The organism is Streptomyces sp. NBC_01352, from assembly GCF_036237295.1.
Lineage (GTDB): Bacteria > Actinomycetota > Actinomycetes > Streptomycetales > Streptomycetaceae > Streptomyces > Streptomyces plumbiresistens.
In genome coordinates, this window is sequence record NZ_CP108354.1 from 7,477,454 (window position 1) to 7,492,128 (window position 14,675).

Consider the following 14,675-nt stretch of genomic DNA (forward strand, 5'->3'; position numbering starts at 1 on the left):
CCGGCGTGTGAGACGAGGAGAGAGCTCGTGGCCACGATCCCTTCGCTCCCCAGCAGGGACGACGTACTGCGCATGGCCCGCAACACCACCGACATCACCGGCCAACTCCTCGACACGGCCGGGAACATCACCAGAATCGCCATCAACACCTTCGACCCTCGCGACGGTTCGGGCAGCGAGGCGCTGCGCGTCCTGCGCGAGACCACCGCGGAACTGGCCGAGGCGAGCGAGTCCCCGCAGGCCCAGGAGGCGTTCTACCGGATCGTCGACACGCTGATGCGGCTGGGCACGTCCGGGGCGCCGCTGGCCGTACACCCCGTGAGCGAACCGGCCCAGGCGCTGCTCGCGGCCCTGGGCGACAGCCTCCTGCCCGTCCTGGACGCCGTGGAGCCGGCCGTGGAGGAGTTCGCGGCGGCGCTCGGCGACCTGGTCGAGGCGGCCTCGCCCCTGCTGCCGGCGGCGGCCGGCCTGGCCGCCGGTGCGCTCCTCGCCCTCACCCCGGTGATCCGGGCGGCGGCGGACGTACTGGAGGAGTCGAACCCCGAACTCCGCCGCATCGCCGATGCCCTGACGGCCGCGCTGGCCCCGCTGTTGCCGTTCCAAGTGGCCCTCGCGGAACGCGCGGCCGCCGCCGGCGCCAACGTGGTCCGCACGACGCTCGCCCCGCTGGCCGACCTCACGGAGGCGGCAGCGGCGACGACGAAGGCGGCCCGCCCGGTCCTGGTCGCCGGCGAGGAAATCCTCGTCTTCGGCCTCGAACACCTCCAGCCGCTCCTCATGACGAGCGCGTCCCGAGCGGGGCGCTTCGCGCGGGCGGCGGCGGTACGGGTGTCGGCGGCGGTGTCTCCGGCGGCGGAGCGGGGGGTCGTGGTGGCGGTGACTCCGGTGTGACCCGGCGCCGGGCGCCACCCGACCCGGTCGGTCAAAAGGTGACCGACAACCTCCCGATAGAGTTTCCCCATGCGCGATCTCGGGGCGGGATTCAAGTACCTCATGGAGGGCCAGCGTTGGGTGGCCCGGCACGGCAAGCAGTTCGGCTTCGGCCTGCTCCCTGGCCTGATCACCCTGGTCCTCTACGCGGCGGCCCTGGTCGCCCTGGCCCTCTGGGGCGAGGACTTCGTGACGTGGGCGACCCCGTTCGCGGACGACTGGTCGAGCCCGTGGCCCGGCCTGTTCCGAGGCTTCCTGACCGCCGTCCTCTTCGCCCTGGCCCTCCTCCTCTCCGTCATCACCTTCACCGCGGTCACCCTCCTGATCGGCCAGCCCTTCTACGAGAACCTCTCCGAGAAGGTCGACCGGGACGTCTCGCCGGACGGCACCGCCCCCGAGTCCGGCCTCCCGCTCTGGCGCGAGCTGTGGATCTCGGCCCGCGACAGCCTCCGCATCCTCGTGCGGGCCCTGCTGTGGGGCGTCCTCCTCTTCGGGCTCGGCTTCATCCCGGTCGTCGGCCAGACGGTCGTCCCCGTGATCGGCTTCATGGTCACCGGCTTCTTCCTCACCCAGGAACTCACCTCCGTCGCCCTCCAACGCCGCCGCGTCGAACTCCGCGACCGCCTCGCCCTCCTCCGCACCCGCAAAACCCTGGTCTGGGGCTTCGGCACCCCCCTCGCCGTGTCCTTCCTGATCCCCTTCGTCGCGGTCTTCCTGATGCCGGGCGCGGTAGCGGGCGCGACGCTGATGGCCCGGGACCTACTGGCCGAGGAGACGCCTCACCTCAGCCCGTCCGAAGGCCCTGTCAGCCCGTCCGGCGTTTGAGGACGAGGCCCTTCGGGCCGAAAGCGGGGGTCTGGGGGCGCAGCCCCCAGGGACGGGAAGGGGCGGAGGGGGCGAAAAACCCCGACGCCCGCCCCCCCCCGACCGGACACCTACTGCGAAGCCGATGTAGCCTCCACAGCCACCCGCACAATCCCCGTCACCTGAGCAATGATGTCCACCCGGTTCCGCACGAACTCCGCATCCGTCACCGCCCCGCCCACCGGATCCGTGTTCCCCGCCCCGAACTGCAGCACAGGCGTATGCACATGCCCACCCGGCAGCACCTCGTGCAACCCCAGCCGGTCCCGCAACAGCGTGGCCCGATAGGCGATCTCGTTGGACAGATAGTTCCCGCCACCCCCGGCCCGCGCGGCAGACCCCGGCGTCGGCCCGTCCGCCCGCACCACGGCCTCCGTACCGCCCGCCGGAATCTCGGTCACACTCGTGTTGTCGTACACGGGGAACCGCCCGGTCTCGGCGCCCACGATCGTCGCGTACGGCAGCGTCGTCGAGGTCCACTGCGGCTGCGAGGCCGGATCGCGGACCGGCACGGTCTCGGTCCTGCCGATGTTGTCGTTGTCGGGGAACCCGCCCCGCCAGGCCCCGTTGGTCCGCTCGACGTCGAACCGCCCCACGCGCCCCTGACTCACGGTGGCGAAGAGATCCACCTGCCGCAGATACGGCCGCAGCGTCCGCTCCACCGTGCCGTCCGCGAAGTCCTGCCAGCGCACGGGGAAGACGACGGTCTCGACCCGCGCCGGCCCCTCAGCGGTCTCGATCACCGTGCCGTCGAGCGCCAGCGCGGTCGCTCCCGACGGGTTGGAGATCCGGATGTCCCGGTCCAGCGTGAACGGATCGAAGCCGGTGACAAGGACCCGCTTGATCCCGTCGCCCCGCGGATACCGCACGGCGGTCTGCCCGCGTGACGTCCGCTCCAACTCACCGAGCAGCGCGGTGCGTCGGTCGTCGGTCAGCCCGAACTCGGGCTCCCATGTCCGTACTTCCCGTGTCATGCCCAGCCGCGCCCAGTACAGCGGCCGGTCGTCGTCCCGACTGAGGTCACCGCCGACCGGTCCCCGCCCCTGCGCCCGCCCGACGGCCCGCCGCCACAGCGCCGACCCCTCGCGTACGACGACCCGCCGCGCGTCGGCGTAGGAGCGCGCCGCGCCGAGCTCCCGGGCGAACTCCGCGGTCACGGCGTCGAATCCGGACCGCCGGAGGATCTCCTGCGGTACGGCCCGGTCGAGCCGCTGCTCCTCGACGGTGGGTGGGAGAGCGGTCTCGGCGGCGGACGCCTGGGTGGGGGCCGCCAGCCCGGCCAGCAGAGCCAGCCCGAGTACGCCGATCCGAACACGTATGGAATTCAAGGAAGTTCAGGTCCTTCCGTCGCTGTGGGGCGCGTGCGGTGCGAACGGCCGCAGTATCGCGTGACGGAAGTGGTCCACGCCATGGGGTGTGGCTCAGGAGGGCGGCATCAGCAGGCCGAGCACGAGCAACGGAGCCAGCTGGAACACCGCGGCTCCGCGCAGCCGGGCCAGCCACAGCAGCACGCCGATGGCCGCCACCACTCCGCAGGTCACGCCCAGTTCGGCCATCGGCGCCTCGTACGGTTCGTCGTCGAAGCCCGCCGCCCACCCGGTCATGCCGACCGCCAGCCACCCGTAGCCCACGGCCAGGGCGTTGACGGGCAGCAGAGCGAGCACCGCGATGATGTTTCTCCCTCTCATACGGCTCATCCTCGTCCCGGGGGCCGGGTGAGCGCCTGAGTACGCATACCTAGGCCGGGATGCGGGCGGCCGCCTCCCGCAGCGCCCCGAGGAAGGCCTCGGCGGCCGGCGCGAGCGAGCGGCCCCGGACGGTCGCCGCGTACACGGCCCGTGCGGGCCCGCCCTCGTCCAGTACCGGCAGCAAGGTGACATCCGGGCGTACGGACCCGGCGGCGAGCGCCGGCACCAGCGTGACGCCGAGTCCGGCGGCGACGTATCCCTGCTTGGCGGTCCACTCGCCCACGACATGCGCGACCCGCGGCCGGAACCCCTGCCGCAGGGCGGCGTCCAGCAGGGTGCCCTCGGGGCGGGGGCCGCCGGAGATCCAGTCGGCGTCGGCTAGTTGACCGAGCCGCACGGGTCCCGGGCCCGCCGTCAGCGGATGGCCGGACGGGACGGCGACGTACAGCGACTCGTCGAGGAGGTGGTGGAGTGCGTACGCCGGCGACGGGATGCCGCCGCCCGTCGTCGAGACGACCGCCAGGTCGAGGTGCCCGGCGGTGAGCCGGTCCAGCAGAGCGGGAGTGAAGCCCTCCTCGCGGCTCACGCCCACCTCGGGGTGGCGGGCGCGGAAGGCCGCGAGGGCGTGCGGCACCAGCGCCGCGTCGGCCGTCGCGAACGCCCCGAACCGCAGCCGCCCGCCCGCCACTTCACGCAGCGCGGCCAGCTCCCGCCCGGCCCCCTGCAGCGCCTCGGCGACCGCCTCCGCGTACGGCACGAGGACCCGCCCGGCCTCGGTCAGCCGTACGCCCCGGGGGAGCCGGTCGAACAACGGGGCACCGCCCAGGGCCCCTTCCAGCGAGGAGATCTGCCGGGAGACCGCCGACTGGGTCCAGCCGAGGGTGCGGGCGGCGACGGTGAAGGACCCCTGCCGGGCCACCTCCAGGAAGACCCGCAGCCACACGGAGGAGAGGTCCGGAACGTCCACAGGGACATGCTGGTTCGGCATGGCAGCCATGCTAGACATTCGCTTGTCGCATCCATGGCCCGGACCTAGCGTCGAGGGCATGCAGATCACCATCGGCAACCCCGCCTCCGCACCCCAGCCCCTGAGCCCGTACTACTCCCAGGTCGCCCGCGTCGAACACGCCGACGGCAGCGCCCTGTTGTTCGTCTCCGGGCAGATCGCCGAGGGCGCCACCCTCGCCGAGCAGAGCCGGGGCGTCTTCGAGGCGCTGGACGCCCTGCTCAGGGCCCACGGGGCGACCCTGGCCGACGTCATCAACATCCGCACCTGCCTCACGGACATCGGCGGGCTGGAGGAATACGGCACCGTACGACGGCAGTTCCTCACCGGGACCCCGCCCACCAGCATGACCTTCGAGGTGCCCCGGCTGTTCCGGCCCGAGGCGCAGGTCGAGGTCGAGGTGGTGGCGGCGGTCAGCCCTCGCCCAGCATCGTGAGGAAGTCCCGGAACGCCCCCGGCATGTCCACCGAGTCCGGGTCCAGCAGCCACTGGTACTGCAGACCGTCCATCACCGCGACCAGCAGGGGAGCGGTGCGTTCCGGGGTGAGTCCGTTCGGCAGCCGGTCGCCGTACTCGGCGCGCAGGACCCGCGCCATGCTCGCCCGGACCTGCGCGTACCGCTCGGTGAAGTAGCCGCGCGCCGGATGCCCCTCCGTGACGCTCTCGCCGAGCAGTGCGGAGAAGGTCTGGACGATGCCGGGGCGCATCGCGTTGTACTCGACGAGCTGGGCGAGGAGGTCGGTGCGCCACTGCCCGGCCGGGACCGCGTCCCACCTGTCCCGCTCCTCGAGGACGGCCACGAGCAGCGCGTCCTTCGTCGGGAAGTAGTGCAGCAGCCCCTGCTGGGTCAGCCCCACCCGCTCGGCCACCGCCGCGAGGCTCGCGCCCCGGTATCCGCGCTCGGCGATCACCTCCAGCGCCGCCGTGACGATCGCGGCCCGCCGCTCCTCGCTCCTGACTCTCGCGCTCATGCCGTCACCGTACGACACCCGAACAAGCCCAATGTAACGGCAGTATAACGAAACCTACCGGTCTACAGGCAATCGATGCACGATGGAGGAACCGCACGGACCCAGGCTTCAACGAGGAGGCACCGCCATGGCGGGAACCCCGACATCGCCGGACACGGAGGCGGCCGTAGAGGCGGCCCTGCGCACACTCGACCTGGACGCCAAGACCCGTCTCCTGGCCGGTCAGGACACGTGGTCCCTGCCCGCCCTGCCGGAGATCGGCCTGGAGTCCCTCGTCATGTCGGACGGCCCGATCGGCGTCCGGGGTGTCCACTGGAGCGCCGACGACCCGTCCATCGCGCTGCCCTCGCCGACCGCGCTGGCCGCCACCTGGGACCCGGAGCTGGCCCGCCGCGCCGGCGTCCTCCTCGCCCAGGAGGCCCGTCGCAAGGGCGTCCACGTCCTGCTCGCCCCCACGGTCAACCTGCACCGCTCCCCGCTCGGCGGCCGCCATTTCGAGGCGTACAGCGAGGACCCGTACCTCACCGGCCGCATCGGCTCCGGCTATGTGACCGGCGTCCAGTCGGGCGGCGTCGGCACCACCGTCAAGCACTTCGTCGCCAACGACGCCGAGACCGAACGCTTCACGGTGAACAACCTGCTGAGCGAGCGCGCCCTGCGCGAGCTGTACCTCGCGCCCTTCGAGGCGATCGTCGAGAACGCCCACCCCTGGGGCATCATGACCGCCTACAACTCGGTCAACGGCACCACGATGACCGAGCACCACCACCTGGTGAACGAGATCCTGCGCGGCGAATGGGGCTTCGACGGCTTCAACGTCTCCGACTGGACCGCCGCCCGCTCCACCACCGGTGCCATCGACGGCGGCCTGGACGTCGCCATGCCCGGCCCGCAGACCGTGTACGGCGACGCGCTCGCGAAGGCCGTGCGGGACGGCGAGGTCGACGAGGCCAAGGTCGACGACGCCGTCCGCAACGTCCTGCGGCTCGCAGCCCGCGTCGGCATCCTGGAGGGCGCCGAGCCGGCCGTCACCGAACTGCCCGACACCGTCGACGGCGAGGCCCTGGCCCGCGAGATCGCCCGCCGCTCCTTCGTCCTCGTGCGCAACGAGAACCAGGCCCTGCCGCTCAAGCCGGGCACGGTCGCCCTCATCGGCGCCGCCGCCCGCGACGCCCGCGTCCTCGGCGGCGGCTCCGCCACCGTCTTCCCGGCCCGGGTCGTCTCCCCGCTCGACGGCCTCACCGCGGCCCTCCCCGAAGGCACCCTCAGCTACGCAGTCGGCGCCGACCCGAACACCGAACTCGCCGTCGCCGACAAGGGCTTCGAGCTGCGGGCCGTCTGCCGGGACGCCGACGGCCAGGTCGTCGGCACCGCCTCCGCGCCGAACGGCCAGCTCCAGTGGATGGGCGACAACCTCCCCGACGGCGTCACCCGCGCCAACCTCCACACCGTCGAACTGACCGGCACCTTCACCCCGCGCGCCACCGGCACCCACACCTTCGGCATCAAGGGCCTCGGCGCCTTCACTCTCCGGGTCGACGGCACCACGTACTTCGACGACGTCCGGCGCCCCGCCAACGACGCCGACCCCTTCGAGGCGTTCTTCGGCGCCCCCACGCCCTGCGCCCGGGCCGAACTCACCGCGGACCGGCCGGTCGACGTCTCCCTCAGCTATGTCGTCCGGCTCCCCGACGACTTCCCGACGAAGGTCGTCTCCTTCGCCCTCGCCCACCAGGAACCGCAGCGCGACCCCGACGAGCTGATCGCCGAGGCCGTGGCGGCCGCCCGCGCCGCCGACACGGCCGTCGTCGTGGTCGCCACCACCGAACGCGTCGAGTCCGAGGGCTTCGACCGCACCGACCTCACCCTCCCCGGCCGCCAGGACGACCTGGTCCGCGCCGTCGCCGCCGCCAACCCCAACACCGTCGTGATCGTCAACGCCGGCTCCCCGGTGGAACTGCCCTGGCGCGAGGAGGTGGCCGCCGTCCTGCTCAGCTGGTTCCCCGGCCAGGAGGGCGGCGACGCCCTCGCCGACGTCCTGACCGGCGCCCACGAGCCCGGCGGCCGCCTCCCCAGCACCTGGGGCAGCCTCGCGGACGCCCCGGTCACCCAGGTCGTCCCGGACAGCGGCGAGCTCCCGTACCGCGAGGGCGTCTTCATCGGCTACACCGCCTGGGAGAAGCAGGGCCGCACCCCCGCCTACCCCTTCGGCCACGGCCTCGGCTACACCGACTGGACCTACGAGTCGGTCGAGGTCCGGGGCACCACCGCCCGGGTCCGCCTCCGCAACTCCGGCCCGCGCCCCGGCCACGAGGTCGTCCAGGTCTATCTGGCCCCCGGCGAGCCCGACGCCGAACGCCCGGCCCGCCGGCTGGCCGGCTTCGCGGGCGTCACGGCCGCCCCCGGCGAGACCGTCGAGGCCACCGTGGAACTCCCGCGCCGGGCCTTCGAGGCCTGGGACGAGAAGGAGGGGGCCTGGTCGTTTGTGAAGGGTTCGTACGAGATCCAGGTGAGCCGCTCCATCACGGACCGTCGGCTCACCGCGACGATTAACGTCTGATCAGGGACGCGTTCCTCCCCATGAACCAGCCCCGGCCCGGGACCTGACCCCTGGGCCGGGGCTCATTACGTCTGACAGAGGGGAAACGGCGTTTATCGGGTGGAAAACCCGTACACCGTCTCCGATCGGTACATCTCCCCCGGACGCAGCACCGTGCTCGGGAACTCGGGGCGGTTCGGGGAGTCGGGGAAGTGCTGCGTCTCCAGCGCGATGCCGTCGCCGGGCGCGAAGGGCTCGCCGAGGTGGTCCGCGGTGTACAGCTGGAGGCCGGGCTCGGTGGTCGCCACGGTCAGCACCCGGCCGGACGCCGGGTCGTACAGCTCGGCGACCTCCACGGGCCCGTCCGTCACCCCCTTGTCGAGCACGAAGTTGTGGTCGTACCCGGAACCCACCTTCCGCGCCTCCCGGAAGTCGAAGCGCGTGTTGGCCACCTCGTCCAGGACGCCGGTCGGGATCAGGTCCGCGTCGACCGGGGTGAACCGGGAGGCGGCGATCCGCAGTTCGTGCCCGCCGGCGTTCCCCGACCCGCCGAGGTTGAAATAGCTGTGGTTGGTCAGGTTCACGACGGTCGGCGCGTCCGTGACCGCCTCGTACGCGATCCGCAGCGCACCGGTCCCGTCCAGCGAGTACGTCGTCGAGACCTCCAGACGCCCCGGGAAGCCCTCCTCGCCATGGGCGCTCACCCGCGTCAGACGCACCCCGTGCTCGACCGGTGCCCCGTCCCACACCCGCTTGTCGAAGCCGCGCTCGCCGCCGTGCAGGGAGTTGGGCGGGTTGTTGAGCGCGAGCGCGTACGTCCGGCCGTCCAGCGGCAAGCGGCCACCCGCGATCCGGTTCGCGTACCGGCCGACCAGGGCGCCGAAGTGCGGGTCCGGGTGCGTCACATAGCCGTCGAGCTCCGGGAACCCGAGCACCACGTCCGCGGCGTGCCCCTCCCGGTCCGGGACCTCCACCGACTGCACGATCCCGCCGTACGACAGGATCCGCACGCGGACGCCGGCCCGCTCCAGGGTCCAGCGGTGAACAGGCGTGCCGTCGGAAAGTGTGCCGAAGAGTTCGTTCATGTGCGGAACTTTAGGTCACGACCTGCCCGTCACCGTGCGATAGGCGATCTCAGCGAGCCGCGCCTGGCCGTTCACACTCGGATGGAACCAGTCCCAGTGGCTCAGCTGGTCGGTCCCGAACCGGAAGTCGTACACCGCGCCCCCGTCGAAGCGGCAGTGGCGGTCCTTGGCGCAGACCTCCTCCAACACCTCGTTGTACTCCTCCACCCGCTGCTGCACGGTGTCCCGGCGCTCGGTCGCCGCCGCGTCCAACACGTTCGGGTCGGCCAGCATCGACGGGCAGATGCCCAGCTGCCACACCCGTGTGCCCATCGGGTTCGTACGACCCTGGGACCACAGCCGCTTCAGGTTCGGCACGCTCGCCACGTACACCTGCGTCTTGGGCGAGGCCGTGCGCAGCCTGCTCAGCGCGTCCTCGAAGTCGGTCCGGAAGTCGGCCACGGACGTCATCGCCGAGATGCTGGCCCGGCAGGCGTCGTTCGCCCCCGTCATCACCGCCACCAGCGCCGGCTTCTGCACGGCCGCCCGCGTCATCTGACCGGGCAGGTCCGCCATCCGCGCCCCGGTCACCGCGTAGTTCCAACTCCGCTCGGCCGCCTTCGCCCTGCCCAGCAGCCGTACGGCGAGACTGTCGACCTTGGCACTGCTGCCGGTCGCCCACGACACCTCGGGGCAGTCCGACAGCACCGAGCACGCGTCGAAACCGCGCGTGATGGAGTCCCCCACGGCGGCGACCGATGCCGGGCTGCTGTCCCAGTCCGGCGTCGGCTTCGGGGACGGCTTCGCCTTCTGCGCCCCGGTGCCGCTGGGCCCCGGCGAGTCGCCCCCGACGGCGTCACAGCCGGCGACGCCCAGAACGGCCGCCGCCAGGACGGCGAGAACGGCGCGCGAGCGGTGGCTCTGCTTCCGCATCCGGTGATGATCCCCTCGGTCGTCGGTGCTGTGCCCGTCGGGTGATGGCATGAAAGGTGAAAAAGCTCGTCCTCCCATAACAACGCGCGAGAGTTCCCGACGCCCCCCGTGCAACGGTTCGCACCCGTACTGGCGTCCTGCCGAGTGAATGGCGGGGGTTTCACGGCACTGGGACCGACGGTACGTCACACTCCTTGCGCCGCCGCACGGTAGCCTCGCCATCAACGTGGCTGCCCGGCCACTGCCGTCAGCCAGTTCGCAAGATGTCCCGCTCTGCCCGGAGGTCCCGGTGACGACACGTGGAGTTCTGTACGTGCACTCCGCGCCGCGCGCGCTGTGCCCGCACGTCGAGTGGGCCGTCGCCGGGGTGCTCGGCACACGCGTCAACCTCGACTGGATCCGGCAGCCCGCCGCGCCCGGCACCTGGCGCTCCGAGTTCTCCTGGCAGGGCCAGGTCGGCACCGCCTCCAAACTGGCCTCCGCGCTGAGAGGCTGGCACCTCCTCCGCTTCGAGGTCACCGCCGAGCCCTGCGCCACCGCCGAGGGCGAGCGCTACAGCTGCACCCCCGAACTCGGCATCTTCCACGCCGTCACCGGCATCCACGGCGACATCCTGATCCCCGAGGACCGCCTGCGGGCGGCCCTGCTCCGCTCCCAGCGCGGCGAGACGGACCTGGAGGCGGAACTGTCCAAGCTCCTGGGCAAGCCGTGGGACGACGAGTTGGAGCCGTTCAGGTACGCGGGCGAGGGAGCCCCGGTCCGCTGGCTACACCAGGTGGTGTGAGGGTTTAGGGGCGCGGGGCTGTATCGATGTGCGGCTCCGCCGCGTGGGCGCGACCAGCCCAAGACGGCCCGCACTCGGCCGCGAACAGACACCAGAACGGCGTGTGGCCCGCCCCCCAACCCGGGGTTCGGGCCACACGCCGTTCACGACAAGCTACGGCCGAAATCAGACCGTACGGAACGCCAGCACCACGTTGTGCCCACCGAACCCGAACGAGTCGTTCAGCGCGGCAATCCGCCCCTCGACCGGCAGCTTCCGAGCCTCACCGCGCACGATGTCCGCGTTGGCCTCGGCCTCAGGGTCGAGGTTCTCGATGTTGATGGTCGGCGGAGCCACCCGGTGGTACAGCGCGAGCACCGTCGCCACGGTCTCGACACCGCCCGCGCCACCGAGCAGGTGACCGGTCATCGACTTGGTCGCGGAGACCGCCATGTGGTCGGCGTCGTCGCCGAACACCTTGCGCAGCGCCTTCAGCTCCGCCACGTCACCGGCCGGCGTCGAGGTGGCATGCGCGTTGACGTGCATGATCTCGGCGGGGTCCAGGTCGGTGCGGTCCAGCAGGTTCTGCAGGGCGTGCGAGATGCCCCGCCCCTCCGGCTCCGGCTGCACGATGTCGTGGCCGTCGGCGGAGATGCCCTGCCCGACCGCCTCGGCGTACACCCGCGCCCCGCGCTTGGCGGCGTGCTCGGCGGACTCCAGGACGATCACGCCGGCGCCCTCGCCGAGGACGAAGCCGTCGCGGGCGAGATCGTAGGGACGTGAGGCGCCCTCGGGGTCGTCGTTGTTCTTGGACATCGCCATCATGTTGCCGAACGCGGCGATCGGCAGCGGATGGATGGCCGCTTCCGTGCCACCCGCGACGACGATGTCGGCGCGGCCGGAGCGGATCATCTCGATGGCGTAGCCGATGGCCTCGGCGCCGGAGGCGCACGCGGAGACCGGCGTGTGCACGCCCGCACGGGCGCCCACGAGCAGACCCACGTTGGCAGAGGGACCGTTCGGCATCAGCATGGGGACGGTGTGCGGGGAGACGCGGCGGACACCCTTCTCCTTGAGCACGTCGTACTGGTCGAGGAGGGTCGTCACGCCACCGATGCCGGAGGCGATCACCGCACCGAGCCGGTCGGGGTCGACGCTGGCGTCTTCCCCGGCCCTGGCTTCGAAGCCGGCGTCCTTCCACGCCTCCTGGGCCGCGATCAGCGCGAACTGCGCCGAACGGTCCAGTCGGCGGGCCTGGGGCCGCGGAATGACCTCGGTCGGTTCCACGGCCACAGGCGCGGCGATGCGGACCGCCTGCTCGGCGGCCCACTCCTGCTCCAGGGCCTTGACACCGGAACGTCCGGCGACCAGGCCCTCCCAGGTAGAAGCTGCGTCGCCACCCAGCGGTGTGGTTGCGCCGATACCGGTGACGACCACGGTGCGATTGGTCGAGCTCACGGGAATTCTTTCTCCAACGGATACGAGGATTAAGCGGCGCCACCGCCGGGTGGCGGGGCCAGGATCCGGGCTGGGATCAGCCCTGGTTCTTGAGGATGTACTCGGTCGCGTCGCCGACCGTCTTGAGGTTCTTGACGTCCTCGTCGGGAATCTTGACGTCGAAGCGCTCCTCGGCGGCGACGACGACCTCGACCATGGACAGCGAGTCGACGTCCAGGTCGTCGGTGAAGGACTTGTCCAGCTGGACGTCCTCAACCGGGATGCCGGCGATCTCGTTCACGATGTCGGCGAGACCGGCGACGATCTCTTCCTGAGTGGCGGCCATGTCAGGCGCTCCTTCGTAGTGATCCAGAGGGTGTGGCGCCCGCCGCGTGAGCGGCAGGTGGTGCATTTCCCGCACCGGACCGCATGATCCGGCACGGAGTGCCTAGGGGAGGGTAACGACCGTCGCGGCGTACACGAGACCCGCCCCGAAACCGATGACGAGCGCGGTGTCGCCGCTCTTCGCCTCGCCGGTCGCCAGAAGCCGCTCCATCGCGAGCGGAATCGAGGCGGCCGAGGTGTTGCCGGTGGTGCGCACGTCACGCGCGACCGTGACGTGCTGCGGCAGCTTGAGAGTCTTCACCATCGAGTCGATGATCCGCTCGTTGGCCTGGTGGGGAATGAAAACGTCCAGGTCGGCCGGGCTGATCCCGGCCGCGTCCAGCGCCTGCTGGGCGACCTTCGCCATCTCGAACACGGCCCAGCGGAAGACCGCCTGGCCCTCCTGCGTGATCGCCGGGAACTTGTCCTTGGAGCTGTCGTACTCGGTCCAGGCCACCGTCTGCTTGATGGTGTCGGACTTGTCACCCTCCGAGCCCCAGACCGTGGGACCGATCGCGGGCTCCGGCGAGGGACCCACCACGACCGCGCCCGCGCCGTCCCCGAACAGGAAGGCCGTGGCCCGGTCCTCCAGGTCGGTCAGGTCGGAGAGCCGCTCCACGCCGATGACGAGTACGTACTCCGCCGAGCCCTCGACGATCATGCCCTTGGCGAGGGTGAGGCCGTAGCCGAAGCCCGCGCAGCCGGCCGAGATGTCGAAGGCGGCGGCCTTGTTCGTGCCCAGCTTGTCGGCGATCTCGGTGGCGACGGCCGGAGTCTGCTTGAAGTGCGACACGGTCGAGACGATCACGCCGCCGATCTGCTCGGCGGAGATCCCGGCGTCGGCGATCGCCTTGCCGGACGCCTCGATCGACATGGCGGCGACGGTCTCCTCGTCGTTCGCCCAGTGCCGGGTCTCGATGCCGGAGCGCGAGCGGATCCACTCGTCGGACGAGTCGATCGTCTCGAGGATCACCTCGTTCGGCACGACCCGGGTGGGACGGTAGCCGCCCACACCGAGGATCCGCGCGTACGGGGCGCCCTTGCTGGGCTTGATCTTCGGCATTGCTCTCCAGGCTCCTTGTCAGGCACCCGCCGCGTCAGCGGCAGATGTAACCGTCTCGGCGATGAGCTCGCGAGCAGCGTCGAGGTCGTCGGGGGTCTTGAGCGCCAGGGTCTTCACACCGGGCAGCGCGCGCTTGGCCAGGCCGGTCAGCGTGCCGCCGGGGCAGACCTCGATCAGCGCGGTCACTCCGAGCGCCTTGAAGGTCTCCATGCACAGGTCCCAGCGGACCGGGTTGGCGACCTGGCCGACCAGCCGCGCGACGATCTCCGCGCCGGTGGCGACGGCCTGGCCGTCCTTGTTCGAGACGTAGGCGACCTTCGGGTCGGCGGGCGTCAGGGCCTCGGCGGCCTTCGCCAGCACGTCGACCGCGGACGCCATGTGGTGCGTGTGGAAGGCGCCGGCCACCTTGAGCGGGACGACCTTGCGGACACCCTCGGGCTTGTCCTCGTTCAGCACCGCGAGCTGCTCCAGCGTGCCCGCGGCCACGATCTGGCCGGCCCCGTTGACGTTCGCCGGGGTCAGGCCGAGCTTCTCCAGGTGCGCGACGCTCACCTCGGGGTCGCCGCCGAGCAGCGCCGACATCCCGGTCTCGGTGACGGCGGCGGCCTCGGCCATCGCCAGCCCGCGCTTGCGTACGAGGGTCAGCGCCGCGGTGTCGTCGAGCACACCCGCGAAGGCGGCGGCGGTGATCTCGCCGACGCTGTGGCCCGCGACGGCGCCGGGCGCGAGGTCGCCGATGTCACCGAGTGCCGCGGCCGACAGGATTCCGGCCGCGACAAGGAGCGGCTGGGCGACAGCCGTGTCCCGGATCTCGTCCGCGTCGGCGTGCGTGCCGTAACGGGCGAGGTCCAGTCCGATGGTGTCGGACCACGCGGCGACGCGGTCCGCGGCACCGGGGAGTTCGAGCCAGGGGGTCAGGAAGCCGGGCGTCTGGGCGCCCTGGCCGGGAGCGACGAGTACGAGCACTCTCACACTCTCTCTTGTGGACGGCCACGACCGCCCGTGGGGACAAGGACGAAGAACACGAGGGGGT

General features: G+C 71.7%; 15 protein-coding genes. 5 read left to right on the plus strand and 10 right to left on the minus strand.

Annotated features, from left to right (window positions below; genetic code table 11):
* The first annotated feature begins 27 nt into the window (after positions 1-27).
* Complete coding sequence (locus OG252_RS34660) at positions 28-891, plus strand: hypothetical protein (RefSeq protein WP_329341103.1); 864 nt, start codon at positions 28-30, stop codon at positions 889-891.
* Positions 892-960: 69 nt separating this feature from the next.
* Entirely contained in the window at positions 961-1,755 is a 795-nt protein-coding gene (locus tag OG252_RS34665) for an EI24 domain-containing protein (protein WP_329341105.1), read from the plus strand.
* A 110-nt stretch (positions 1,756-1,865) separates the two neighbouring features.
* Here the strand turns inward: OG252_RS34665 and OG252_RS34670 are convergent, their stop codons facing one another.
* The 3 genes from OG252_RS34670 to OG252_RS34680 form a co-directional block, all read right to left on the minus strand.
* Positions 1,866-3,122 carry a pyroglutamyl peptidase gene (locus OG252_RS34670; protein ID WP_329341107.1) on the minus strand — a complete coding sequence of 419 codons (1,257 nt, stop codon included), beginning with the start codon at positions 3,120-3,122 and terminating at the stop codon, positions 1,866-1,868.
* A 93-nt stretch (positions 3,123-3,215) separates the two neighbouring features.
* Positions 3,216-3,482 (minus strand): hypothetical protein, encoded by a 267-nt coding sequence (locus OG252_RS34675; protein WP_329341109.1) that lies wholly within the window; start codon positions 3,480-3,482, stop codon positions 3,216-3,218.
* Positions 3,483-3,531: 49 nt separating this feature from the next.
* Positions 3,532-4,470, minus strand: a complete 939-nt coding sequence (locus OG252_RS34680; RefSeq protein WP_266440040.1) for a LysR family transcriptional regulator — start codon at positions 4,468-4,470, stop codon at positions 3,532-3,534.
* Positions 4,471-4,528: 58 nt separating this feature from the next.
* On the opposite strand from OG252_RS34680, the gene OG252_RS34685 reads away from it, so the two are divergent.
* The gene (locus OG252_RS34685) at positions 4,529-4,924 is read left to right on the plus strand and encodes a RidA family protein (protein ID WP_266440041.1); all 396 of its coding nucleotides are present in this window, start codon (positions 4,529-4,531) and stop codon (positions 4,922-4,924) included.
* Here the strand turns inward: OG252_RS34685 and OG252_RS34690 are convergent.
* Positions 4,902-5,477, minus strand: coding sequence for a TetR/AcrR family transcriptional regulator (locus OG252_RS34690; protein ID WP_266440043.1), 576 nt, complete (start codon positions 5,475-5,477; stop codon positions 4,902-4,904). The two genes, OG252_RS34685 and OG252_RS34690, sit on opposite strands and share 23 nt — an antisense overlap.
* Before the next feature lie 109 nt (positions 5,478-5,586).
* Between OG252_RS34690 and OG252_RS34695 the strand changes: the two genes are divergently transcribed.
* On the plus strand, positions 5,587-8,019 hold the full coding sequence (locus OG252_RS34695; protein ID WP_329341112.1) for a beta-glucosidase H: 2,433 nt from the start codon (positions 5,587-5,589) through the stop codon (positions 8,017-8,019).
* 92 nt (positions 8,020-8,111) lie between these two features.
* Here OG252_RS34695 and OG252_RS34700 read toward each other — a convergent pair whose 3' ends face one another.
* Both OG252_RS34700 and OG252_RS34705 read right to left on the minus strand, forming a co-directional pair.
* A complete protein-coding gene (locus OG252_RS34700) occupies positions 8,112-9,083 on the minus strand; it encodes an aldose epimerase family protein (RefSeq protein ID WP_329341114.1) in 972 nt (323 codons plus the stop codon).
* Between the two features lie 15 nt (positions 9,084-9,098).
* Complete coding sequence (locus OG252_RS34705; protein WP_266440048.1) at positions 9,099-9,995, minus strand: SGNH/GDSL hydrolase family protein; 897 nt, start codon at positions 9,993-9,995, stop codon at positions 9,099-9,101.
* A 289-nt stretch (positions 9,996-10,284) separates the two neighbouring features.
* Between OG252_RS34705 and OG252_RS34710 the strand changes: the two genes are divergently transcribed.
* Complete coding sequence (locus OG252_RS34710; RefSeq protein WP_266440050.1) at positions 10,285-10,779, plus strand: DUF3145 domain-containing protein; 495 nt, start codon at positions 10,285-10,287, stop codon at positions 10,777-10,779.
* Positions 10,780-10,944: 165 nt separating this feature from the next.
* Here the strand turns inward: OG252_RS34710 and OG252_RS34715 are convergent, their stop codons facing one another.
* From OG252_RS34715 to OG252_RS34730, 4 genes are all read right to left on the minus strand, one after another.
* The gene (locus OG252_RS34715) at positions 10,945-12,216 is read right to left on the minus strand and encodes a beta-ketoacyl-[acyl-carrier-protein] synthase family protein (RefSeq protein WP_266440052.1); all 1,272 of its coding nucleotides are present in this window, start codon (positions 12,214-12,216) and stop codon (positions 10,945-10,947) included.
* A gap of 76 nt (positions 12,217-12,292) precedes the next feature.
* The gene (locus tag OG252_RS34720; protein ID WP_030796760.1) at positions 12,293-12,541 is read right to left on the minus strand and encodes an acyl carrier protein; all 249 of its coding nucleotides are present in this window, start codon (positions 12,539-12,541) and stop codon (positions 12,293-12,295) included.
* A 102-nt stretch (positions 12,542-12,643) separates the two neighbouring features.
* On the minus strand, positions 12,644-13,642 hold the full coding sequence (locus OG252_RS34725) for a ketoacyl-ACP synthase III (RefSeq protein ID WP_329341118.1): 999 nt from the start codon (positions 13,640-13,642) through the stop codon (positions 12,644-12,646).
* 18 nt (positions 13,643-13,660) lie between these two features.
* On the minus strand, positions 13,661-14,608 hold the full coding sequence (locus tag OG252_RS34730) for an ACP S-malonyltransferase (RefSeq protein ID WP_266440055.1): 948 nt from the start codon (positions 14,606-14,608) through the stop codon (positions 13,661-13,663).
* Positions 14,609-14,675: the final 67 nt, after the last annotated feature.